The sequence below is a fragment of the Stenotrophomonas sp. TWI587 genome (assembly GCF_039674145.1).
In the GTDB taxonomy this organism is placed as follows: Bacteria; Pseudomonadota; Gammaproteobacteria; order Xanthomonadales; family Xanthomonadaceae; genus Stenotrophomonas; species Stenotrophomonas maltophilia_AY.
Window position 1 is genome coordinate 77,913 of record NZ_JBDJMW010000006.1, and the last position, 22,515, is coordinate 100,427.

The 22,515-nt window shown below is 67.5% G+C and carries 19 protein-coding genes and 1 riboswitch; of the genes, 11 read left to right on the forward strand and 8 right to left on the reverse strand.

The genetic code is table 11. The features are described 5' to 3' along the window. Positions 1-64 precede the first annotated feature (64 nt). Complete coding sequence (locus ABE464_RS11655; RefSeq protein ID WP_019182448.1) at positions 65-262, reverse strand: hemin uptake protein HemP; 198 nt, start codon at positions 260-262, stop codon at positions 65-67. Positions 263-430: 168 nt separating this feature from the next. Further along, complete coding sequence (locus tag ABE464_RS11660) at positions 431-1,399, reverse strand: aldo/keto reductase (protein ID WP_346472082.1); 969 nt, start codon at positions 1,397-1,399, stop codon at positions 431-433. Between the two features lie 241 nt (positions 1,400-1,640). Between ABE464_RS11660 and ABE464_RS11665 the strand changes: the two genes are divergently transcribed. Both ABE464_RS11665 and ABE464_RS11670 read left to right on the forward strand, forming a co-directional pair. Then, positions 1,641-2,939, forward strand: coding sequence for a nucleoside transporter C-terminal domain-containing protein (locus ABE464_RS11665; protein ID WP_346472083.1), 1,299 nt, complete (start codon positions 1,641-1,643; stop codon positions 2,937-2,939). Between the two features lie 26 nt (positions 2,940-2,965). After that, positions 2,966-3,931 (forward strand): ribokinase, encoded by a 966-nt coding sequence (locus tag ABE464_RS11670; protein WP_346472084.1) that lies wholly within the window; start codon positions 2,966-2,968, stop codon positions 3,929-3,931. Between the two features lie 452 nt (positions 3,932-4,383). On the opposite strand, the gene ABE464_RS11675 is transcribed toward ABE464_RS11670, so the two are convergent. Continuing rightward, on the reverse strand, positions 4,384-4,983 hold the full coding sequence (locus ABE464_RS11675) for a hypothetical protein (RefSeq protein ID WP_346472085.1): 600 nt from the start codon (positions 4,981-4,983) through the stop codon (positions 4,384-4,386). Positions 4,984-5,116: 133 nt separating this feature from the next. On the opposite strand from ABE464_RS11675, the gene ABE464_RS11680 reads away from it, so the two are divergent. The 6 genes from ABE464_RS11680 (at position 5,117) to ABE464_RS11705 (ending at position 10,715) form a co-directional block, all read left to right on the forward strand. Next, positions 5,117-5,974, forward strand: a complete 858-nt coding sequence (locus ABE464_RS11680) for a hypothetical protein (RefSeq protein ID WP_346472086.1) — start codon at positions 5,117-5,119, stop codon at positions 5,972-5,974. A 51-nt stretch (positions 5,975-6,025) separates the two neighbouring features. Next, positions 6,026-6,601, forward strand: coding sequence for a hypothetical protein (locus ABE464_RS11685; protein ID WP_346472087.1), 576 nt, complete (start codon positions 6,026-6,028; stop codon positions 6,599-6,601). Then, positions 6,598-7,935, forward strand: coding sequence for a YcaO-like family protein (locus tag ABE464_RS11690; RefSeq protein ID WP_346472088.1), 1,338 nt, complete (start codon positions 6,598-6,600; stop codon positions 7,933-7,935). Before ABE464_RS11685 ends, ABE464_RS11690 begins: the two co-directional genes overlap by 4 nt. Positions 7,936-7,949: 14 nt before the next feature. After that, positions 7,950-8,696: a SagB/ThcOx family dehydrogenase gene (locus tag ABE464_RS11695; protein ID WP_346472089.1), complete on the forward strand. Its 747-nt coding sequence runs from the start codon at positions 7,950-7,952 to the stop codon at positions 8,694-8,696. A 189-nt stretch (positions 8,697-8,885) separates the two neighbouring features. Beyond that, a complete protein-coding gene (gene dusB, locus ABE464_RS11700; protein WP_346472090.1) occupies positions 8,886-9,878 on the forward strand; it encodes a tRNA dihydrouridine synthase DusB in 993 nt (330 codons plus the stop codon). Positions 9,879-9,887: 9 nt separating this feature from the next. Then, complete coding sequence (locus tag ABE464_RS11705) at positions 9,888-10,715, forward strand: methyltransferase domain-containing protein (RefSeq protein WP_346472091.1); 828 nt, start codon at positions 9,888-9,890, stop codon at positions 10,713-10,715. 13 nt (positions 10,716-10,728) lie between these two features. Here the strand turns inward: ABE464_RS11705 and ABE464_RS11710 are convergent, their stop codons facing one another. From ABE464_RS11710 to ABE464_RS11720, 3 genes are read right to left on the reverse strand one after another with little or no spacing between them, the layout of a single operon-like run. Further along, positions 10,729-11,169 (reverse strand): hypothetical protein, encoded by a 441-nt coding sequence (locus ABE464_RS11710; protein ID WP_346472092.1) that lies wholly within the window; start codon positions 11,167-11,169, stop codon positions 10,729-10,731. Beyond that, positions 11,166-12,242: a metal-dependent hydrolase gene (locus ABE464_RS11715; protein WP_346472093.1), complete on the reverse strand. Its 1,077-nt coding sequence runs from the start codon at positions 12,240-12,242 to the stop codon at positions 11,166-11,168. Before ABE464_RS11715 ends, ABE464_RS11710 begins: the two co-directional genes overlap by 4 nt. Before the next feature lie 47 nt (positions 12,243-12,289). Continuing rightward, complete coding sequence (locus tag ABE464_RS11720) at positions 12,290-13,132, reverse strand: UDP-2,3-diacylglucosamine diphosphatase (RefSeq protein ID WP_346472094.1); 843 nt, start codon at positions 13,130-13,132, stop codon at positions 12,290-12,292. A 359-nt stretch (positions 13,133-13,491) separates the two neighbouring features. Here ABE464_RS11720 and metK point away from each other — a divergent pair, with 359 nt between their 5' ends. Together metK and ABE464_RS11730 are read left to right on the forward strand one after the other, a co-directional pair. Further along, complete coding sequence (gene metK, locus ABE464_RS11725) at positions 13,492-14,703, forward strand: methionine adenosyltransferase (protein WP_019182462.1); 1,212 nt, start codon at positions 13,492-13,494, stop codon at positions 14,701-14,703. 74 nt (positions 14,704-14,777) lie between these two features. Beyond that, the gene (locus tag ABE464_RS11730; RefSeq protein ID WP_070471768.1) at positions 14,778-15,296 is read left to right on the forward strand and encodes an acyl-CoA thioesterase; all 519 of its coding nucleotides are present in this window, start codon (positions 14,778-14,780) and stop codon (positions 15,294-15,296) included. A gap of 86 nt (positions 15,297-15,382) precedes the next feature. On the opposite strand, the gene ppc is transcribed toward ABE464_RS11730, so the two are convergent. Further along, the gene (ppc, locus tag ABE464_RS11735) at positions 15,383-18,094 is read right to left on the reverse strand and encodes a phosphoenolpyruvate carboxylase (RefSeq protein WP_346472095.1); all 2,712 of its coding nucleotides are present in this window, start codon (positions 18,092-18,094) and stop codon (positions 15,383-15,385) included. Between the two features lie 157 nt (positions 18,095-18,251). Next, entirely contained in the window at positions 18,252-20,792 is a 2,541-nt protein-coding gene (locus tag ABE464_RS11740; RefSeq protein ID WP_346472096.1) for a prolyl oligopeptidase family serine peptidase, read from the reverse strand. A gap of 126 nt (positions 20,793-20,918) precedes the next feature. Beyond that, positions 20,919-21,008: riboswitch (S-adenosyl-L-homocysteine riboswitch) on the forward strand. A 35-nt stretch (positions 21,009-21,043) separates the two neighbouring features. Here ABE464_RS11740 and ahcY point away from each other — a divergent pair. After that, positions 21,044-22,489, forward strand: coding sequence for an adenosylhomocysteinase (ahcY, locus tag ABE464_RS11745; RefSeq protein ID WP_346472097.1), 1,446 nt, complete (start codon positions 21,044-21,046; stop codon positions 22,487-22,489). The last annotated feature ends 26 nt before the right edge of the window (positions 22,490-22,515 follow it).

Here is a 22,515-nt window from a genome sequence, read left to right on the forward strand (position 1 = left end):
CACGCCGTGGACCGAAGCCGACGGCGGAGTGTCGAGGGGGAGAGAGCTGGGGGAGGCAGTGCCGTTACTTGGTCAGGATCAGCTTGTCGTTGCTGGTATGACGCAGGCGATAGAAGCGGTCGCCGTGCTGGATCAGGATTTCGCGGCGTCCCTTGAGCAGGGCTTCGCTGTCGATCACTTCTTCCGGCGGGACCACGCGGACCGGACGGTCGCGGAGGGTCAGCGTTTCGGGGCGCAGCAGTACAGCAGCTTGAGTGTTCATCGTCTGGACTCGTTGCGAGGGGCGATTCAAATGATAATGATTCTCAGTTGACAATCAACAACCATTCTCACTTTGATAGATGGCATTAATGATCGAATCCCCACTTTCGATAGTCTCCATCAATCAAATAGCGCGCTCGCGCCCGGCGATAGGTGGTGCAGAGCCGGATCAGGCAAACACCGCATCCACCTGCTGCCAGACGCTCTCATCGAGCTGCTCGAACAGCGCCAGCGCACCCAGGTTCTCCTCCAGCTGGCTGACCCGGCTGGCGCCGAGGATCACGCTGGAGACATTCGGGTTGCGCAGGCACCAGGCGATCGCCAGCTGTGCCGGGGAAACGCCCAGCTGCGCGGCCAGTGCGGTGTAGCGGCGTACCCGCTCCATGCGATCACCGCCGTCCTCCAGCACCTGCGCCTTCAGCCAGCCCAGCTGTTCCTGGCCCAGCCGGGACTGCGGATCCACCCCGGCGTTGTACTTGCCGGTCAGCAGGCCCGAGGCCAGCGGCGACCAGATGGTGGTACCCAGCCCGGCTTCAGCGTAGAGCGGGGCGTACTCGCGTTCCACCCGCTCGCGGTGCAGCAGGTTGTACTGCGGCTGCTCCATCGAGGGCGCGTGCAGGTTGCGTGCGCGGGCAATGTCCACCGCCTCCTGGATCTGCACCGCCGACCACTCCGAGGTGCCCCAGTACAGCACCTTGCCCTGGCGGATCAGGGTGTCCATGGCCTGCACGGTCTCGGCGATCGGGGTGTCCGGATCCGGGCGATGGCAATAGTAAAGGTCCAGATACTCCACCCGCAGGCGCTTGAGCGCGGCGTGGCAGGCGTCGGTAACGTGCTTGCGCGACAGGCCGTGCTGGGTCGGGCGCGGCTCGTCCACCGCACCGAAGAACACCTTGCTGGAGACGCAGAAGCCATCGCGCGGCAGGCGCAGGTCGGCGATCACATCGCCCATCACCTGCTCGGCGCGACCGCGGGCATAGCCCTCGGCGTTGTCGAAGAAGTTGACCCCGGCATCCCAGGCGGTGGCGATCAGCTTGCGGGCCTCATCGCGGCCGATCTGGTCGCCGAAGGTGACCCAGGCTCCGAAGGACAGGGCCGAGAGCTTCAGGCCGGTGGAGCCAAGACGGCGATAGAGCATGTGGTTCTCCTGCTGCGGGCCCGCGACCGGGCCGGATCGATGCCGGTAAGTGTAGAGGGTGGCGCGCACCGGGCGGACAGCGCGATCTCACGGCGCGTGACACGCCGCACGGAAACCGGGCCATGCCTTGCCGATACAGGCCCGATCACGACCGATCGGCTCGCGGACGCCGCTTTTCCTTGCCCCGCCCTTGCCGCTGCTCTAGGCTTCCCGTTTTTCGCGGCGCCCCAAGGGAAGTCTCATGGTCGAAGGTTTGGGCAGGATTGGCTTCGGCCTGTTCGGGTTGGCAGTGCTGATCGGCATTGCCTGGTTGTTCTCGAACAACAAGCGGGCTGTCGACTGGCGCCTGGTCGTCACCGGTATCGCACTGCAGATCGCCTTCGCGGCGGTGGTGCTGCTGGTACCGGGTGGCCGCGATGTGTTCGACGCGCTCGGCAAGGGCTTCGTCAAGGTCCTGGAGTTCGTCAACGCCGGCTCCGGCTTCATCTTCGGCAGCCTGATGGACACCAGCCAGTTCGGTTTCATCTTCGCCTTCCAGGTGCTGCCGACCATCATCTTCTTCTCGGCGCTGATGGGGGTCATGTACCACCTCAACGTGATGCAGATGATCGTGCGCGGCATGGCCTGGGCGATCACCAAGATCATGCGCGTGTCCGGTGCGGAAACCACCAGCGTCTGCGCGAGCGTCTTCATCGGCCAGACCGAAGCGCCGCTGACGGTGCGTCCGTACATCGCCAAGATGACCCAGTCCGAACTGATCACCATGATGATCGGCGGCATGGCGCACATCGCCGGCGGCGTGCTGGCCGCGTACGTGGGCATGCTCGGCGCCGGCGATCCGGTCGAGCAGGCCTTCTACGCCAAGCATCTGCTGGCCGCGAGCATCATGGCCGCCCCGGCGACCCTGGTGGTGGCCAAGCTGCTGGTGCCCGAGACCGGCACCCCGCTGACCCGCGGCACGGTCAAGATGGAAGTGGAGAAGACCTCCAGCAACATCATCGACGCTGCCGCCGCCGGTGCGGGCGATGGCTTGAAGCTGGCGCTGAACATCGGTGCGATGCTGCTGGCCTTCATCGCCCTGATCGCCCTGATCAACGCCCCGCTGACCTGGCTGGGTGACGTCACCGGCCTGGCCTCGCTCATCGGCCGCCCGACCGACCTGTCCACCCTGTTCGGCTTCCTGCTCGCCCCGATCGCCTGGGTGATCGGTACCCCGTGGGCCGATGCCACCACCGTGGGCTCGCTGATCGGCCAGAAGGTCGTGATCAACGAGTTCGTGGCGTATTCGGAACTGGCCAAGATCATCCGAGGCGAGGTGCCGGGCACGGTGCTTTCCGCCGAAGGCCGCCTGGTCGCCACCTACGCGCTGTGCGGTTTTGCCAACTTCAGCTCCATCGCGATCCAGATCGGTGGTATTGGTGGTCTGGCGCCGGAGCGTCGCCACGATCTGGCCAAGTTCGGCCTGCGCGCGGTGCTGGGCGGTACCATTGCCACCTTCATGACGGCGACCATTGCCGGCGTGCTGACGCATTTCAGCTGATATCCGTTCTTTGAGAAACAGTCTTTATGAGTAGCAGTGTCGTCGTAATCGGTTCCTTCAATGTGGATCATGTCTGGCGTTGTGAGTCGCTCCCGGCCCCGGGTGCGACCATTGCCGGCCGCTACAGCACCGGTCCCGGCGGCAAGGGCTTCAACCAGGCCGTGGCCGCCCGCCGTGCCGGCGCGCCGACCACGTTCCTGTGCGCGCTGGGCGATGACGCCGGCGGTGCGATGGCCCGCGGCCTGGCCGAGCAGGACGGTTTCGCGCTGACCGCCGAGGCCAGCAGCGAGCCGACCGGCACCGGCGGCATCTATGTCGACAGCCGCGGCCGCAACACCATCGTGATCGGCCCGGGCGCCAACGCCGCGTTGAGCCTGGGTTTCGTTGACCAGCAGCGCGCGCTGCTGGCCGGTGCCAAGGTGGTGCTGGCGCAGCTGGAATCGCCGGTGGAAACGATCGAGGCGGCCCTGGCCATCGCGCGCGAGGCCGGTGCCACCACCGTGCTCAACGTCGCGCCTGCCGATGCGCCCTCCAGCATCGGCCTGCTCAAGCTGGCCGATGTGCTGACCCCGAACGAGACCGAGTTCGCCGCCCTGCTCGGCCGTCATGTCGGCGAGCGCGTGGATGCCAACGATGTCGCCGCGCTGGATGGCGCCAGCCTGCATGCGCTGTGCCGCAAGCTGGTCGGCAACGGCACCGTGGTGGTGACGCTGGGCTCGGTCGGTGTGTTCGTGTCGCACGCCGATGAGAATCTGCGTGGCGATGCCCAGCCGTATTACCGCGTGGGCGCCGAGCAGGTGCAGGTGCTGGACACCACCGGTGCGGGTGATGCGTTCAATGGTGCGCTGGTGGCGTCGATCGCGCAGGACCCGGAGGCGGCGTTTGCCCGCCACGTGCGTTTCGCCAATCAGTTCGCCGGTCGTTCGACCGAGAAGGAAGGCGCCGCCGCGGCGATGCCGCACTTCACCCCGGGTGATGCCGAGAACAAGTAAGCGTCACCGGTGTGGATACCGAGAGGCCAGCGTTCGCGTTGGCCTTTTTTTTGATTTTTCTCCCAGCGTCTCGCTGTGGATCTGGGCGCGTCTTCGCTGTGGATCTGGGCGCGTCTTCGCTGGGGTCTGCCGCGAGCGTGAGGGCCCCGTAGCGACCGGTAGGCCCCTCGGCAAATGTCGCCCGGCCGCCGCCTGGCGGCGACGGCCTCCTCCTTGATTTTGCCCAGGAGCCTACCCGCCGCTACGGGGCTCCGGCTCGCGGCGTGCAGAAGAAAAACCGGCACTTTCCATGCAGCGCCAGTGGTCTGGACACGTGGGGCGCGATGCCCTTGTGGGCGAAATCAAGGAGGAGGGGGCGGCCCCAGGGCGCTCCCGGGGGACATTCGCCGGCAAGGGCATCGCGCCCCAGCGCCCGACCACCGCCCCACACCTGGACTTGCCGTCCCTGCGGTTCAGCCGCTTGGCCGGCGTGGCAACAGCACGCAGTGCGTGATCCACAGCGCCAGCGCGCCGACCAACAGCCCGGTCAGTACGTCCAGCAGATCGTGCTGCCAGGTGGTGAGCGTCGAAATCAGGATAAGGCCACAGGCGCCGTGCCACAGCCAACGCAACGCTGCCTCATCCGCCGGCAACGACTGCCGCCATGCCTGCCAGACCACCACCAATACCGCGGCATGCAGTGACGGCGCCATGTTGAACGGCGCCTCGAATGCGCGCAGTTGTGCGAACAGCAGGCCCGTCGCGCCGTCCGGCTGCGGCAACACACGCACGTTGCCGGTCGGCCAGCACACGAAGGCCAGCATGCAGGTCGCCTGCACGAGGGCGATGGCCAGCGCATGGCGGCGCAGGGCGGATCGGGTCGGGCAGAGGAAGAACGTCAGCGGGTACAGCAGGTTCAACGCCAGGTACGGCCAGATCGTCCACGGCCAGAACGGGATCGCCTCGTCCCAGCGGCCGTGCAGGCTGTAGGTGTGCGCCTGGCTGGCCGCCCAGTGGTTGGTCCAGCTGTAGCCATGGATGAACATCGCGCCGAGCAACAGCATCCACAGCATCGCCTCACGCCAGGGCGGTTGAGGGATGGAAGCGCTGGCAACAGGCGGCGTAGGCACGCGCGCACCGTAGCAGAAGGTGGCGCGCCTGTTTGCCGGTATCCTTGCGTTTTCGCGGATACACGGACTGTACGCAGTGGCAGCAGCAGGCAGTCAGGAACAGCCAGGCACGCACGCGGCCGACCCGCGCTGGACACGCAATCCGGCCTGGGCGCTGTTTTCGCAGACCCATGCGCAGCGCCAGCTGCTGCTGGTATCCGGTGGCGCTGACGAACTGTACGTGGTCGATGAGGCCGATTCGCCGACGGTCATCGAGCGGATTCTCGGCCAATGGGAAAACGACACCCTGGCGATGCTGCACGACGATGCCGACTGCGGCCCGGCGGTCCGCCAGTTGATACGTCTCGGTGTCCTGGCACCGCTGGCGGCGGTGCGCAGGGTGCGACGCTATGCAATCGACTGGCTCGGCGAACCGCTGCCCGGGTTGGCCGACGCCTTCGACCGGCATGCCAGCGCGGATCTGCAGCGCGTCGATGCCGTCGCTGATGCCGACCTCCTCGTGCTGGTCAGGCACGGGCTGGGCTGGGAACAGGCCTTGGCCCGCTACCGCACGCAGATGCCGACACAACCGCATCTGTTGCTCGACCTCACCTATCACCACACGCTGGCTCTCGGCCCCTATGTGGTGCCCGGGCAGAGCGCCTGCGTGTATTGCCTGGGCAACCGGGTGCTGCGCCGCTGGGGCGAAGCACCCGTGCCGGCAATGCCGGCGGTCGCAGCGCAACCGGCACGGATCGCGGCGCTGGTCGCGCCGTTGCTGGATCAGCCGGCGCTGTTGCTGGGCTATCTTGAACGCAGCGTCTGGCTCGATCTGCATCGCCTGCATGGCGAACGCGACCGGGTGCTGCGCCTGCCGTGGTGCCCCGCCTGCCAGCGCGGCGAGGCGTCACTGCCGCCCCCGCTGTCATTGCCTTGGGGCACCGGGCACCCGTGATAATGTGCGTCACGCGCCGGGCGTTTCCGCCTCGGTCAACGGAGTGACCTCATGTATCGCCTGCCGACCCAGTTCGATGCCAGTGCCTCACGCCAGGACCTTGCCGCGGCCGGCGGCGGTTCGACGTCGACCACCTGCAGTTCCTGCGTCGTCACCCTGCTCGGCACCTCGGTGCTGTCGGCGGTGGTGCTTGGCAAGCTCGACCCCGTAACGCCTGCAGCCATCAGCGGCGACGCGCACGCCACGGTCGCCAGCGTCGACACCCGTACGGACCTGCACCCCCAGCCCCCTGCGTTGCCGCAGGCACCGATCAGCGCTGCGACGCCGGACCGTCCGGAGACACCTGTCGCTGTCGTGCCGGTGGCCGGATTGAGCCGCACCAGTCGGGTGTTGCTGGGGCTGTTCGCCTTGCCGCTGGCCGCGCTCGGCGGCGGCATTTTCGGCACCGCCAACCCGATATTCGGCCTGTTCGTCGCCGTCGGGCTGTATGTCGGGATTTACGCCCTCGTCTACGAGCGCTCGGGGCGTTCGCTCGGGCGCGGCATCGGCATCGGCATCGCCCTGCTGCTGGGCCTGTTCGCGGTCGGCGCCTTCGAGATGATGCTCTGGCTGAGCGTGATGAAATGAGCCGCGCCGCCGTGCAGGCGGCGCAGCCGGAAACGCCCACGCTGTCCTCGCACCTGCTGCAGGGCGCGGCGCGTTCGCGCTGTGGTCTGGTGCGCCCGGCGCAACCGATCGAGCCCAACCCCTGTGATGCCACCGGCCCGTTGTTCGAGGGGCGGCGCGTGCACAATGCTGCCACCCCGGCCGACCCGGCCAACCCCTGGCAAGGCGTTTCCGGAGCGGTCGCCCTGGATGCCGAGGCGGCCGCCGATGGTGCGGTCGCCGAAGCACTGGAGCGGCTGGCGGCAGCGCAGGCGGATGTCGAGGTGCGTCGCCGTGATGCGCTGACACCCGCACACCGCCTGGGCGAATCGGCCTTCGCCCTGTTCTCGCCACGCCAACGCGCCACGCCCGGCTTCCCGTGGCCGATGCCGGAGCACGATGACGATCTGTTCGCGGCGGTCTATGCGCTGGATGACAACCAGGTGGCCTGGGTGCCGCAGGAGCTGGTCGGGCTGGGGCCGCGCCGTGGCCAGGCGCGCTTGCCGTCGACGTCCAGTGGGCTGGCAGCCTGGCGGGATGGCCGTGATGGCGCTTGGCTGGCGCTGCTGCGGGCGGCCCAGGAACTGCTGGAACGCGATGCACTGGCGGTGACATGGCTCAACGGCGTGGCGGGCCGGAGGATCGCGCTGCCACCGCACTGGCACGCCCATGCAGACGCACGCGGCGGCGAACTGCAGGCCTTCGACCTGACCCAGCACTGGAACCCGCACCCGGTGATCGCGGTCGCCGGCGGCATCCCGTTTGAAGGCCGCCCCCGCCACGTGCTGGGCATCGCCTGCCGCGCCGATCCGGGCGAGGCACTGCACAAGGCGCTGCTGGAATGGCAGCAGGCGCTGACCTTTGCCGCGCATCTGTGTGGCCGCGAAAGCGCCCGGCTGCCGCGCGAACCGGCCGCGCTGCGCAGCTTCGATGAACACGCCGCGTTCTATACCCTGCGCCCGGACCTGTGGCCGCAGGTGGCGCTGCTGAGGGAGGGAGGCGAGAGCACGCTGCACCTGCCGCCGCCGGCCTCGGTTGTCCGCCCGCCAGCGGCGCGCGCGATGGCCGAGCTGGATCTGCTGCGGCGCCGGCTGGGCAGTGCGGGTGTGGCGATGTACTACCGCGAGTTGACCACCCCCGATGTGGCGGCGGCGGGGCTGAGGGTGATGCGGGTGCTGTCGCCGCAGCTCAGCGGCCTGCATGCCGACGAGCGTGCGCCGTTCCTCGGTGGCCGTTGTCAGGACGTTGCATGGCGTTATCCCGGCGTGCCGCACAGTGGCGCGTTTCCCAATCCCTTTCCGCATCCCTTGGGTTGATGCACGAGGACCGCATGCCGTCACCCCCCTCCCCTTGGGACGATGCCCCGCTGTTCCATCTCTTCTGGCACAACGGCGAGCTCAATCCTGCGCGCGCCGAGGTGATGCGCACGCGCATCGCCGAGGATGCCGCGCGTGCCTGGTCGCCACCGCGGCCGTTGCATGCGGCCGCCGGCATTGCCCTGCCGGACCCGGTACATCCCGGCGATGCCCTGGCGCAGCGCCGCAGTGGCCGCCGTTTCGGTGACGCGCGCTGGGGCGCCAAGGAACTGGGGCGCGTGCTGGCCCCGCTGCGGGCCCGGACCGGCGACACTGACACCCGACGCCTGCCGTCCGGCGGAGCCAAATACCCGATCCAGGCCTATGCGGCGCTGTACGGCATTGACGATGTGACCGCCGCAGACCCGGGCATCCATTGGTATGACCCGCTTGAACATGCGCTGGCACCGGTGGCGCCCTGCCCGCCGTGGCCGGCGCTGGCCACACTGCTTGGCGTGGATTGGCGGGAGCGGCCAGGGGCGGTGCTGTTCCTGATCGCCGAGCCGGGCGGAACGCTGGCCAAGTACGGCGAGCGCGGCGGCCGCTTCGTGTTGATCGAGGCCGGGGTCTGGCTGGGGGCGCTGGGCCAGGAAGTGGCGGCAATGAACGCCGCCGGCTGCGCGATCGGCTCGTTCGACGACGCCGCCGTGCTGGCCCTGCTCGGGCTCGACCCGCAGCGTCATCTGGCCGTGCTGGCCTATGCGTGTGGTCCCGCGCCATGAACAACCGCCGGTGTCGCAACGCCGGCTGCGCAGGGCGTAACTGCCCAGCATCCCCGGCCAGTGGGGGCGGCGGAAGCAATCGTCAAGCATATGCTCATGACTGGAGCGCATCAGACCCTTCCGGATCGGCCTGAACGGGTATCGCTGTCTGCGTGGTTGCCGGCCAGCGGCCGGCACTACAATGCGCGCATGCAGATTGGCCCCTACAACATCCAGCCCAATGTGGTGCTGGCGCCGATGGCCGGTGTCACCGACAAGCCCTTCCGCCTGCTGTGCAAGCAGCTGGGCGCAGGCCTGGCCGCCTCGGAGATGACCATCTCCGATCCACGCTTCTGGAACACCCGCAAGTCGCTCCACCGCATGGACCATGCCGGCGAACCGGACCCGATCAGCGTGCAGATCGCGGGGACCGAGCCGCTGCAGCTGGCCGAGGCGGCGCGTTACAACGTGGACCACGGCGCGCAGATCATCGACATCAACATGGGCTGCCCGGCCAAGAAGGTGTGCAACGCCTGGGCCGGTTCGGCGCTGATGCGCAATGAGGATCTGGTCGCGCGCATCCTGACCGCGGTGGTCAACGCGGTGGACGTGCCGGTCACGCTGAAGATCCGCACCGGCTGGGACTGCGACCATCGCAATGGCCCGCTGATCGCCCGCATCGCCGAAGACAGCGGCATCGCCGCGCTGGCCGTGCACGGGCGTACCCGCGACCAGCATTACACCGGCACCGCCGAGTACGCGACCATCGCCGCGATCAAGGCGGCGCTGCGCATTCCGGTGATCGCCAACGGCGACATCGATTCTCCGCAGAAGGCCGCGCAGGTGCTCAAGCAGACCGGCGTGGACGCGGTGATGATCGGTCGCGCCGCCCAGGGCCGCCCGTGGATTTTCCGCGAGGTGGCGCACTACCTGGCCACCGGCGAGCTGCTCGCGCCGCCATCAGTCGCCGAGGTGCGCGACCTGCTGCTCGGGCACCTGCATGCGCTGCATGATTTCTATGGCGAACAGCAGGGCGTGCGTATCGCGCGCAAGCATCTGGGCTGGTACGCCAAGGACCGGCCGGAAAACGCCGCCTTCCGTGCGGTGGTCAACCGCGCCGAAGACGCCGCCAGCCAGGTCGCCCTGACCACCGATTATTTCGACGCGCTCGCCGCTGGCGAGCCGTTGTCGTCCGCTGCCTGAGCCTTTGCCATGAGCCCACCGATCACTGCACCGACCTATCTCCACGGCTTCTCCGATACCGAGCAGCACCGCCTGGTCACCCAGTCGCGCTTGTTCGAATCGAGCATCTTCAGCGGTATCGACTACGGCGGCGCCAAGCGGCTGCTGGAAGTCGGCAGCGGCGTCGGTGCGCAGACGGACATCCTGCTGCGGCGCTTCCCGGAGCTGCACGTCACCGGCGTGGACCTGAGCGAGGCACAGCTGGCCACCGCCGCCACCAACCTGGCCAAGACCCCGTGGTGCCGCGAGCGCTACACGCTGCTGCAGGCCGATGCCGGCAACCTGCCGTTCGGCGCGCGCGAGTTCGACTCGGCCTTCCTGTGCTGGGTGCTGGAGCATGTGCCGTCGCCGGCACGGGTGCTCAATGAAGTGCGCCGCGTGCTGGTGCCCGGCTCACCGGTGTATGTCACTGAAGTGATGAACGCCTCGTTCCTGCTCGATCCGTACTCGCCGCACATCTGGCGCTACTGGATGGCCTTCAACGATTTCCAGTACGACCACGGAGGCGATCCGTTCGTCGGCGCCAAGCTCGGCAACCTGCTGCTGGCCGGTGGCTTCCGCGACGTGCACACCGAGATCAAGACCATCCACCTGGACAACCGCGAACCGGCCCGTCGCAAGACGATGATCGCGTTCTGGGAGCAGTTGCTGTTGTCGGCCGCCGATCCGCTGCTGGAGGCCGGCCTGGTCGACCAGGAGACGGTGGACGGTATGCGCCGCGAGTTCAGTCTGGTCCAGAACGACCCGAACGCGGTGTTCTTCTTCTCCTTCGTACAGGCCCGCGCGACGGTGTATTGATCGCGGCGCGGCGCTAGCGCGTCGCCCAGGCGATCACGGTCACCACGACCGCTGCCGCCAACAACAACCAGATGCCCAGTCCGCCCCGGTCCCCCGGGGCCACCGTGCTGCCACCGGCGCTGTTGCGGGCGCCTTCGCGAGGGCGCGCGGTGGGTGTGTTGCCTACTTCCAGGGTGCCGGTGGCCGGCCGCTGGCTGCGCTCGGTGAGCTTGTTCTGCATGCGCCGCGCGCGCTCGGGGTCGACCTTGCGCAGCTCATCCAGCAGCACCTGCTGCTGGCGCGCGCGGTCCGGCTGCGCCTTGGCCTTCTGCAGGATCTCGCGCAACGGCACGGCGGGCTGCTCGGCCGAGCGGCCGGGGGGCAACTCAAGCAGCCGTTCGCGGTACTCCGGCGGCACATCCGCCAGCCGGGTATAGCGGGTGCCGTTGATCTCCATGTCGAACCGCTGGGTCACGGTGCCTCCGCCCTCTCTGCCTTGGGTGCCATCACGTCGGGACTCGGCGGCGCCTGCCAGATGCGCTGCCACATGGCGGCGAACCGGCGCTTCAGCATCGCCCTGCCCTGCTCCCCTTCATACGCCGGGCGCAGCTGTCGCGGTGTGATCGCGGCCCAGCCTTCACCTTCGGCCCGTGCGACGGCAAAAGTGAAGGTGTAATCCGGTTCCAAGCCCATGCGCAGATCGCTGAGCCGCAGTTCGCCATCGACCACCTGGGCGCGCATGAAGCCCCGGTTGAACCAGTTCAGGCGCTGCACGGCCGGCAGCGTCGCCGCTTGACGCAGTGCCTGTACGTTGGAGGGATGGCCGTCGAAGGTCATCGGGGCGCGGTCGGCGATCAGCGAGCGTTCGCCGATCACGTAGCCGTTGGGCGTCATCGCCACCACCTGCCAGAGGAGTGTGTTGAACGGCATCGCCACCGAGAAGCGCGGGGCATCGCCCAGCCCCATCGCGGCCAGCGCGCGGTCGGCTTCGCGATCCACGGTGTGCTTGGCCAGCAACGACCAGCCCAGGTAGCCACTGCTGAGCACCAGGCCGGCCACCAGCGCCTTCTGCGCCAACGGGCGCGCCCGCGCAAACCACGCTACCAGGCAGGCGAGCAGCAGCCACACGGTGTACAGCGGGTCGATGATGAAGACGCTCGCCCACATCGTGGGATGCGGGGTGAACGGCCACCACAGCTGGGTGCCGTAAACGGTGAAAGCATCCAGCAGCGGATGGGTGATCAGCGCCAGCAGGATCGCCCAGAACCAGCGCCCCGGCGCCTGCGCCACGCGGCCGTGGCCGAACCGCTTGAACAGGCACCAGATCAGCGCGGCCACCCACGGCAGCACCAGCAGCGAATGGCTGTAGCTGCGGTGCTCGACCATCAGCGCCACGGGATCGGCAGCCGTGAAGGCCAGCACCAGCGCATCCAGGTCCGGCAGGGTGCCGAGCGCGGCACCGGCCAACAGGGCAGCACGGCGATGGCCGGCCGGGGCGATGGCGGCGGCCACTGCGCCGCCGAGTACGATCTGGGTAAAAGAGTCCATCGGCCGATGCTAGCAGCCGGGACTGGCCCTGCGCCCATGCCGTTTGCTCAGGCCGCTCTGGCCAGTGCGGCGTTGCCGGGCAGCACCACCAGGGTCTGCCCGGTGTGGTCCAGCAACCGCAGGCTGCCGTCCGGATCCTCGGCCAGCACGGTCAGGCTTTCCACCCAGTCGCCGTCGTTGGCATAGATCAACCCGTCGCGCTCCACCAGTGCGGCACGGTGGATATGCCCGCAGACGATGCCATCCAGACCGCGCCGGCGCACATCCTCAAGCCCGGCTTGGACGAACCGCTCGATGTAGCGCTCGGCCGCGCCGCTGCGCTTCTTGAGGAACTCCGACAGCGACCAGTAGCGCTGGCCGAGCCGCCGCCGCGCGGCATTGAGCAGGTGGTTGCCGGTGAGGATGCGGTAATACAGCCAGTCCCCGAACTTCTCCTGCAGCCCCCCGAAGTGGGTGACACCGTCGTAGTCATCGCCGTGCACGATCAGCAGCCGGCGCCCGTCGGCGGTGACGTGGATCGCCCGCCGGCGCACCTGCATGGCCGGCAGCATCAGCCCGCAGACCTTGCGCAGCGAGGCGTCGTGATTGCCCGGGATGTAGATGATCTCGGTGCCCGCCCGCTGAAGCGCGTGCAGGGCCTGGATCACCTCGCTGTGGGCCGGCCGCCAGGCGGCCCGGCGGTGCGCCATCCACCACAGGTCGATGATGTCGCCCACCAGATACAGGCGTTCGCAACGCAGCTGGGCCAGGAACCGGGCCAGTTCGGCGGCGTGGCAGTGACGTGAGCCCAGGTGGACGTCGGACAGGAAGACCGCCCGCCGATGGGGCGCCAGGGTGGTCACGGGCCGCGTGGCGGCCTCCCGCGCGTCGCGCTGCTCGAATGCGTGCATGGCGTGCTCCTCAGGTCCGGCGGCCGGATGCGCCGAAGCCTGCACTGTCTTGGCGACAGTCCGATGGCGATTTGACGACGGGCCGGTGACGCTCGCTGGCGCAGAGGTCTTTCCGCTCCTCATGCGCGCGTGTGCGACGCGCGGCCCTGTCTGGGGCCCTTCGCGCCGCAGGCGTCCATTTGTCACGCTGGTGGAACACTGGGGGGTGACGCTGGGCCGCAATGCCGTCACACAGGGCCCTGCGACGGGCACGCGGGCTTAACCACGGGCAACTCCCGCTGGCGCACAATGCAAGTGCGCGACTTGCCGTGTATCATTCGCGCCCATCTTTCCATCCGAATCAAAGGATATTACGCCTGATGTCCAGCTACCTGTTCACCTCCGAATCGGTCTCCGAAGGCCATCCGGACAAGATTGCCGACCAGATCTCCGATGCGGTGCTGGACGCGATCCTGACCCAGGACAAGCGTGCGCGCGTGGCCTGCGAAACCATGGTCAAGACTGGCGTGGCAATCGTCGCCGGTGAAATCACCACCAGCGCCTGGATCGACCTGGAAGCCTTGACCCGCAAGGTGATCCTGGACATCGGCTACGACAGCTCCGACGTCGGCTTCGACGGCGCGACCTGCGGCGTGCTGAACCTGATCGGCAAGCAGTCGCCGCACATCGCCCAGGGCGTGGACCGCAAGAAGCCCGAAGAAATGGGCGCTGGCGACCAGGGCCTGATGTTCGGCTATGCCACCAACGAGACCGACAGCTACATGCCGGCCGCGATCCACCTGTCGCACCGCCTGGTCGAGCAGCAGGCCAAGATCCGCAAGAAGAAGAACTCGCCGCTGTCCTGGCTGCGCCCGGATGCCAAGAGCCAGGTCACCCTGCGCTATGAAAACGGTGCCGTCTCGGCCATCGACGCGGTAGTGCTCTCGACCCAGCACGCCCCGGGCGTGAAGCAGAAGGACCTCATCGAGGCCGTCCGCGAAGAGATCATCAAGCCGGTGCTGCCGGCCAAGTGGCTGCACAAGGGCACCAAGTTCCACATCAACCCGACCGGCAAGTTCGAGATCGGCGGCCCGGTGGGCGACTGTGGCCTGACCGGCCGCAAGATCATCGTCGACACCTACGGCGGCTGGGCCCGTCACGGTGGTGGCGCGTTCTCGGGCAAGGATCCGTCCAAGGTGGACCGTTCGGCCGCTTACGCTGCCCGTTACGTTGCCAAGAACGTCGTTGCCGCCGGCCTGGCCGACCGTTGCGAAGTGCAGGTCTCCTACGCCATCGGCGTGGCCGAGCCGACCTCGATCTCGGTCACCACCTTCGGCACCGGCAAGATCAGCGATGACAAGATCGAGAAGCTGATCCGCAAGCATTTCGACCTGCGCCCGTACGGCATCATCCAGATGCTGGACCTGATCCACCCGATGTACCAGCAGACCGCGGCCTACGGCCACTTCGGCCGCAAGGCCAAGGAGTTCAGCTACACCAACGGTGCTGGCGAACAGGTCAACGCGACCGCCTTCTCCTGGGAGAAGACGGATCGCGCCGCCGCCCTGCGCGCGGATGCGAAGCTGAAGTAAGACCTCGAAAGGGCCGCGAAAGCGGCCCTTTCACTTTGTACGTAGTGCCGGCCATCGCCCGCTACAATCGGCCCATGCCCGAATTCAAATCCAACCAGCTCTCCATGACGGTGCTGATGTCGCCGGACATGGCCAACTTCTCCGGCAAGGTGCACGGCGGTGCGGTGCTGCGTCTGCTCGACCAGGTTGCCTACGCGTGCGCCAGCCGCTATGCCGGCAGCTACGTGGTCACCCTGTCGGTGGACCAGGTGATGTTCCGCCAGCCGATCGCGGTCGGCGAGCTGGTCACCTTCCTGGCCTCGGTGAACTACACCGGCACCTCCTCGATGGAGATCGGGGTGAAGGTGGTGGCCGAGGACATCCTCAAGCGCAGCGTGCGCCACGCCAACAGCTGCTTCTTCACCATGGTCGCGGTGGATGACGATGGCAAACCGACCCCGGTGCCGCCGTTGGTGCTGGAGACCGCCGACGAACGCCGCCGGCATGCCGCCGCGTTGATCCGCCGCCAGCTGCGCGAGGAGATGGAGCAGCGCCATCTGGAGCTGCTGGCATCCAATCCGCCCGCACCGGGTGATCTGGTGGAGCGGGTCTGAACCCTACCGGCTAGGTATCGACCGTTGGTCGATACCTCCCAAATGGCGCGCGCTGCCGGCCAGCGGCCGGCACTACCCGGCATGGCCTACCCGGTGTTCTGTACGCCCTGCGAAACACCGTTCACGCACGCCACCAGTGCGCGCAGCACATCGTCGTCTTCGCCCCCGCTCTCCCGCCAGCGGCGCAGCAGGTCCACCTGCAGCACGCTGATCGGATCGATGTAGGGATTGCGCAGGCGGATCGACAGCGCCAGGCGCTGGTCGTGCTGCAGCAGTGTGTCCTGGCCGGTGAGTGCCAGAATCCACTGTGAGGTGAGCTCAAGCTCGCCCTGGATCTGCGGGAAGAAGCGCCCATGCAATGCACCGGACAGCTGCGAGAACTGCTCGGCGATGGTCAGGTCGCCCTTGGACATCACCATCGCGATGTCGTCCAGGAAGGTGCTGAAGAACGGCCAGTCGCGCGCCATTTCTTTCAGGATGTCCTCGTGGCCGGCATCGATCGCTGCCTGCAGGCCACTGCCGACGCCATACCAGCCCGGAATCACGGCACGCGCCTGGCTCCACGCGAACACCCACGGAATCGCGCGCAGGTTGCTCAACGCGGCATCCTCACCCAGTCGGCGCGAGGGGCGTGAGCCCAAGGTCATGCGCTCGATCACGTCGATCGGCGTGGCCAGGCGGAAGTACTGCATGAAGTCTTTCTGGCCGACGAAGGCGCGATAGGCATCCGCACTCTTCTGCGCGATCAGGTCCATCACCGGGCGCCACTGTTCCTCGCGCGGTTCCGCTTCGCGCGGGCGCAGGCTGGAGCGCAGCACCGCACCGGTGGACTGCTCCAGCGAACGCAGCGCCAGTGCACGGATGCCGTACTTGCGATGGATCACTTCACCCTGCTCGGTCACGCGCAGACGGCCATCGATGCTGCCACGCGGCGAGGCATCCACCGCGTGCGTGGTCTTGCCACCCCCGCGGCTGATCGAGCCGCCACGGCCGTGGAAGAAGGTCAGCCGGATGTCGTTCTCGGCAGCCACATCCAGCAGTTCTACCTGGGCGCGCTGCAGGCCCCAGCGCGAGGCCGCGATACCGCCGTCCTTGCCGCTGTCCGAATAGCCGAGCATCACCATCTGCACATCACCGCGCGAGGCCAGGTGCGTGCGGTAGACCGGGTCGGCCAGCAGATCGCGCAGAGTGTCGGTACCGCGCTTGAGGTCATCCACGGTTTCGAACAACGGCGCGATGTCCAGCGGCACCGCGCCGGCGTCATCCACCAGGCCGCCGCGACGCGCCAGCGCGAGCACGGCGAGCACATCGCTGCGGTCATGCGCCATCGAGATGATGTAGCTGCCCAGCGCATCGGCACCGTGCCGGTGACGGGCATCGGCCAGCGCCGCGAACACCGCATCCAGCCGTTCACCGCCTTCTTCGATGCTCGCCGGCAGCGCCTGCTCGCCACTGGCGAACGGGGCCAGGCGCGCGGCGCGGGTGACCGCATCGGCGGCGTCCCAGGCCTCTTGGCCGTCCAGCACGCTGGCCAGTGCGCGGCCATGCACGCTCGATTCCTGGCGGACATCCAGGCGCGCCAGATGGAAGCCGAACGTGCGCACCCGCCACAGCAGGCGACGCACCGCAAAGCCGCCGGCGTGGTCGCCCTTGTTGTCGTGCAGGCTGCGAAGGATCAGCTCGATGTCATCGATGAGTTCCTGTGGCGACGCGTAGGCGCCGTCCGCATCGTCCATCGTCGCCTGCACGCGCGCGCGCATGCGGTCGTTGAGCAGGCGGTAGGGCATGTCGGCGTGACGCGGCCGCGAGGTGACCTTGGGCAGCAGCGTCCTGTACTGCTCCACACGGGCGTGCAGCGCATCGCTGACCGCCACCCGCTCGGTGGACTGGCTGAGCAGGCTGGCCAGTTGCAGCAGGTCTTTCTGGTAACGGCCGAGCACGGCCTGGCGCTGGGCATCGAGCGTGTTGCGGATGGTGCCGGCATCCACGTTCGGATTGCCATCCATGTCGCCGCCCACCCACGTGCCGAAGCGCAGCAGGCGGGGCAGCGGCAGTGCTTCGCCGTAGGTATCCAGCAACGCCTGCTGCAGCGATTCGTACAGCACCGGAATCACCCGGTACAGCACCTGCACCAGATAGAAGCCGACATGCTCGCGCTCGTCTTCCACGGTCGGGCGCACGGGCGAGGAATCGGTGGTCTGCCACGAGGCCGTCAGCGCCATGCGGAAACGGGCAGCGTCGGCGGCGGCTTCGCCCGGGGTGCGCTGACCGTCCAGATTGTCGACCAGGCTGGCGACCATCAACTGCTCTTTTTCCAGCAACGCGCGGCGGACCGCTTCGGTCGGATGCGCGGTGAACACCGGCTCGATATCGATGCGCGGCAGCCACTCGGCAAGCTCGGCCAGGGTCACGCCCTGCGCCTTGAGATTGACCAGTGCATCCTGCAGGCCATCCGGCTGCGGCGTGGCCGTACCGGCACGCTGGTAGTCACGGCGGCGGCGGATGCGGTGCACGCGCTCGGCGATGTTCACCACCTGGAAGTAGGTGCTGAAGGCACGCACCATCGCTTCGGCGCGTGCCGGCGGCAGGCCGGTCAGGGCATCGTTGAGATCGGACAGGGGGGCGTCGCTTTCGCGGCGGGCGATGGCGCGCGTTCGCACCTGTTCCACATCGTCGAAAAACTGCGTGGACACCTGCTCGGCGAGCAGGTCGCCGACCAGTGCGCCGAGTCGGCGTACATCGTCACGCAGGGGAATATCGGGAGTGGCAAAAACGATGCTGCTACGGTACTCGTTCATCTGCGACGCACTGGCCTCGGGAACGGAATCCGCTCAAGCCTAACCCACAATCGCGTCGTTGCTGCGTCGCGCAAATAGTTACATCTGGTAATGCCGGCCAACGGCCGGTACCTACCGGGTGTTGTCAGGTGCCGGCCAACGGCCGGCACCTGCAAGCTCAGCGCTTCTTCTTGACCGGTTTGCCTTCGCCTACGGTCTGCTCCAGCCAACGCTCGCTTTCGGCCAGCATGGTCATGATCGATTCGCGCGCACGGTAAGCGTGCGATTCGTTGGGCAACATCACCAGGCGCGACGTCCCGCCCAGCCCCTTCACCGCAGCGAACATGCGCTCGCTCTGGATCGGGAATGTGCCGGAATTGTTGTCGTCCACGCCGTGGATGAAGAGGATCGGGTCCTTGATCTTGTCGGCGTAGTTGAACGGCGACATCTTCTGGTAGACGTCCTGCGCCTGCCAGTAGTTGCGCTCTTCGGCCTGGAAGCCGAACGGGGTCAGCGTGCGGTTGTACGCACCGCTGCGCGCGATGCCGGCCTTGAACAGGCGGGTATGCGCGAGCAGGTTGGCGGTCATGAACGCACCGTAGGAGTGACCGCCGATCGCGATGTGCTCACGATCGGTCACGCCACGCCGCACCACTTCATTCACGGCCGCCTCGGCATTGGCGATCAGCTGCGGCAGGTAGGTGTCGTTCGGTTCCTTGTCGCCCTCGCCGATGATCGGCATCGACGGGCTGACCAGCACGGCGTAGCCCTTGGCCAGGAACGCCTGCGGACCCCAGTAGCTGATCGCGTTGAAGCGGTACGGGGAATCCGTGACCTGGCTGGCGGCTTCGGCGGTCTTGAACTCGCCCGGGTAGGCCCACATCAGCAGCGGCAGCGGCAGCGGACCGTCCTTCTTTGCGTTGTAGCCGGGGGGCAGCATCAGCGTGGCGGTCAGGTCGACGCCATCGTTGCGCTTGTAGCGGATCTGCTCTTTGCTCACCCCACGCAGCTGCGGCAGCGGGTGCTGGAAGTGGGTCAGCGCCTTCGGTGCGGCCGTGGCGTCAGCCAGCGACTGCACGTAGAAGTTGGCCGGCTCATCAGGCGACTCGCGGGTCAACAACAGCGAGGTGCCTTCCTGGTCGAGCAGCGCGACCGGCGCGGCATAGGACGGCGCCTGCGAGTGGAACAGGCGGGTGGTCTGCTTGCTGTCCAGATCGAAGCGATCCACGAACGGACGGTCGCCTTCCGGCGAGGCGCCCGCCCCGTACAGGAAGATGCTGCGACCATCGGCACTGACCTGCAGACGCGAGCGACCATTGACGTCGCGCACCAGGCCCGGGCGGCCCGGGTCGTTGTAACGGTCCTGGGAGGAACGCGCCGACAACAGCTCGGCCGCCTTCTCCGGCTGGTCCGGCGCAATCCGCCACTGCTTGACCTCGCGGTTCTTCCACCACGATTCGTTGAGCAGCGCCAGATCGCCACGGCCCCACTGGATCCCCGCATAACGGCTGCCCAGCTGCGCCAGCGTCACCGGCGGCGTGTCGAACGGGGCCGCCTGCATCAGCACCGCGTCGCGCACCTTGGCCTCGCGGTTCGGGTCGCCACCATCCTGCGCTTCGGCCCAGACCAGGGTCGCCGCTGCATCGGCGCGCCAGTCGATCCGGCGCACGCCGGTGGCCACCGCATCGTTGCCGGTCGGCAGGCCTTCCTTCAACGGCAGGTTGGCGACGGTGTGTTCAAGCTTGCCGTCCACGGCGGACAGCACTTCGATGCGACGCGCGAACGCGCTGGCCGGCACCAGATAGGAGTACGGACGCACAACGCGCTCGCTCAGCAGGTAGCGCCCATCCGGGGAGAGCGTCATATCCCAGTACACCCCACCGGTGGACAGCGGTATGGTCACGCCGTTGAGCGCGACCTTGGCCGGCTGCGCGCTGGCGTAGTAATCGAACAGGCGTGCGTCGGCCTCGTTCTTGAGCATGTCCTGGTAGGTACGGATCGTGCGGACGCCGGCGTCGGCCTCGGTCTGCTGGATCGCCGGGCCGGTCGGAATACCGCCGGCGGCCGGCGCCGCGCCCTGGCCCTTGAGCTGCTGCATCACCAGCAGGCCCCGGCTGTCGGGCTGCCAGCTGTAGCCATCGCCCATCACCGTGTTCAGATCGCCGACCAGTCGGCGCGCCGAACCGGCGTCGACATCGACGATCCACAGTTCATTGGTCCCGGTGGCGGCGTGCACCTGATTGAAGGCGATGTACTTCTGGTCCGGCGACCAGGCAAAGGTGGCGATCGACAACGGCTGCGGCAGCCCGGTGATCTGGCGCTCCTTGCCGTCGGCCACGCTCATCAGCCACAGCTTGTCGGCGAAGCTGAAACGGCTGGCCGAATGCGTGGCCGGGTTGATGCGCAGGCCGGCCAGCTTCAGTTCGGGCTGGGCGACGTCATTGATCGACGGCAGCGGCGGGGTCTGCAGCAGCGCGGCCAGGTCACGGCGCGGGGACAGGCTCAGGGTCGGAGCACGCGGCGCGTCGACCACAGCCTGCAGGGCGGGCGATGGCAGCTGGTAACCGCCCTGGTCGCCCTTGGCGGCGGCCGCGGTCTGCGCGCTGGTCTTGGCGGCGGGGGCGGCGGCCAGCGCCAACGGCGGCACCGCCAGCAGGGCCAGGCCGAGGATCAGGGTATGGCGCCACTGTGGAGCGCGTCGACCGGGAGTGCGTGTCATGTTCTGTGCCTGTGCGGATACAAACCCCCGACCTTAACAGCCGGGCGCCGATCGCCCCCCTGCCGATGGTTGGGGGCAGGCACCGATTCATGCCAATGCAACCGGCCGCGATATAATGTGTGACCCTCCACCGAGGGGCGCTGCGACCGTTCCGGATCTTGTCCGGGGGCGGCCAGGCTCGGTGGCCAGGATTGGTTCCAACGGCGCCCGGCGAACACGAGTATCGACTCGTCATTACACCGGAGCTTTGAATGAACGCTGTTGCCAAGACCTTCTCCACCGAAGGCGATTACAAGATTGCCGACATCTCCCTGGCCGATTGGGGCCGCAAGGAGCTGGACATCGCCGAGCATGAAATGCCGGGCCTGATGTCGATCCGCCGCAAGCATGCCGCCACCCTGCCGTTGAAGGGCGTGCGCGTGACCGGCTCGCTGCACATGACCATCCAGACCGCGGTGCTGATCGAGACCCTGAAGGACATCGGCGCCGATGTGCGCTGGGCCTCGTGCAACATCTTCTCCACCCAGGACCACGCCGCTGCGGCGATTGCCAAGTCCGGCACCCCGGTGTTCGCCTGGAAGGGTGAGTCGCTGGAGGAATACTGGGACTGCACCCTGGACGCACTGACCTTCACCCTGCCCGACGGCACCCTGACCGGCCCGGAGCTGGTGGTGGACGATGGCGGCGACGTGACGCTGCTGATCCACAAGGGCTATGAGCTTGAAAACGGCAGCACCTGGGTCGATGAAAAGGCCGCCTCGCACGAAGAGCAGGTCATCAAGAACCTGCTCAAGCGCGTCGCCAAGGAGCGCCCGGGTTACTGGGGCCGCGTGGTCAAGGACTGGAAGGGTGTCTCCGAAGAGACCACCACCGGTGTGCACCGCCTGTACCAGCTGGCCCAGGCCGGCACCCTGCTGATCCCGGCGATCAACGTCAACGACTCGGTCACCAAGAGCAAGTTCGACAACCTGTACGGCTGCCGCGAGTCGCTGGCCGATGGCCTCAAGCGCGCGATGGACGTGATGCTGGCCGGCAAGGTCGCCGTGGTCTGCGGCTACGGTGACGTGGGCAAGGGCTGCGCCGCGTCGCTGCGCGCTTACGGCGCGCGCGTTGTGGTCACCGAGATCGATCCGATCTGCGCCCTGCAGGCCGCGATGGAAGGCTTCGAGGTCAACACCATCGAATCCACCCTGGGCCGTGCCGACCTGTACGTCACCACCACCGGCAACAAGGACATCATCCGCATCGAGCACCTGAGCGCGATGAAGGACCAGGCCATCGTCTGCAACATCGGCCACTTCGACAACGAGATCCAGGTCGATGCGCTGGTCGGCTTCCCGGGCGTGCAGCACATCAACATCAAGCCGCAGGTGGACAAGTACGTCTTCCCGAACGGCAACGCGATCTTCCTGCTGGCCGAAGGCCGCCTGGTGAACCTGGGCTGCGCCACCGGCCACCCGAGCTTCGTGATGTCCAACTCGTTCGCCAACCAGACGCTCGCACAGATCGACCTGTGGGCGAACAAGGACAGCTACGAGAAGAAGGTGTACCTGCTGCCGAAGAAGCTGGACGAGGAAGTGGCGCGTCTGCACCTGGAAAAGATCGGCGTGAAGCTGACCACCCTGAGCCAGGAACAGGCCGATTACATCGGCGTGCCGGTGGATGGTCCGTTCAAGCCGGAGCATTACCGCTACTGATCGGCCTGCCGGTCCAGTTGCGTTGA